The sequence below is a fragment of the Roseateles sp. P5_E11 genome (genome assembly GCF_054049355.1).
Window position 1 is genome coordinate 1 of record NZ_JBFUMO010001037.1, and the last position, 1094, is coordinate 1094.

The window sequence follows — 1094 nt, forward strand, 5'->3', positions numbered from 1 at the left end:
CAACCAGCCCGACTGCGGTTTGCGTCTTGCAGCCACTGCCTTTGCGGGGCAACGGGCGCCATGGGGAGACTGCGAACAGGTTCCGGCCAGTCTAGTCCCGGGGTCCGACACCTGAACGTCACAACCGCGACCCTTGCACCCCGGGGAAACACCCGGGTGAGCGAGGCCTTCGGCCCTCTCACTAAACTGGCCGGCTGATGAAAGTTCTGAGTCGCCCGTTCGACGAACCCGCTCTTCCCGGCGACGCGGCCCTGCCGCCTGACCGGGCCCCAAGCCCCGAAGTGTCCTTTTCATCATGAGCCACGATTCCAGCAAGACCTACCCCGTCCAAAAGACCGACGCCGAATGGCGCGAGCAACTCGATGCCACGCAGTACCAGGTCGCCCGCCATGCGGGGACGGAGCGCGCCTTCAGCGGCAAGTACTGGGACCACTTCAAGGACGGCCACTACAACTGCATCGGCTGCGGCACGCCGCTGTTCGAGTCCGACACCAAGTTCGACGCCGGCTGCGGCTGGCCGAGCTACTGGGCCCCGGTCAACAGCGAAGTCATCGAACGCATCGTCGACAGCAGCCACGGCATGGTGCGGGTCGAGGTCCGCTGCAACAAATGTGGCTCGCATCTGGGACACGTCTTCCCGGACGGTCCCGAGCCGACGGGTGAGCGTTACTGCATCAACTCCGCCTCCATCGATTTCGTGAAAGACAATCCCGGCGCATGAAACTGCTGCTCGACTTTCTTCCGCTGATCCTTTTCTTCATCGTCTTCAAAGGCGCTGAAGGGCACGCCGATGCAGCGGCAGCGTTCTCGACCGAACATTTCGGCTTCCTGGTCTCCGGCGGCGTTGTCGGCGCCCAGGAAGCGCCGGTTCTGCTGGCCACGCTGGTGGTCATGATCGCCACGCTGGCGCAGGCGGCCATCCTGAAGCTGCGCGGCAAGAAGATCGATCTGATGCTGTGGATCAGCCTCGTGCTGGTCGTGACTCTGGGCGGTGCCACGATCTGGTTCCACAACGAGACCTTCATCAAGTGGAAGCCCACCGGCCTGTACTGGGCCATGGCGCTGACGCTGTGGATCTCGCAGGCAGCGTTCGG

General features: G+C 63.7%; 2 protein-coding genes. Both read left to right on the forward strand.

The window, feature by feature from the left end; genetic code table 11:
• Nucleotides 1-295: 295 nt before the first annotated feature.
• Nucleotides 296-721, forward strand: a complete 426-nt coding sequence (msrB, locus tag ACXJKR_RS33205; protein WP_056198333.1) for a peptide-methionine (R)-S-oxide reductase MsrB — start codon at nucleotides 296-298, stop codon at nucleotides 719-721.
• Nucleotides 718-1094 (forward strand): septation protein IspZ (locus tag ACXJKR_RS33210; protein ID WP_457326482.1); only part of this gene is annotated, 377 nt, incomplete at its 3' end. The genes msrB and ACXJKR_RS33210, both read left to right, overlap by 4 nt.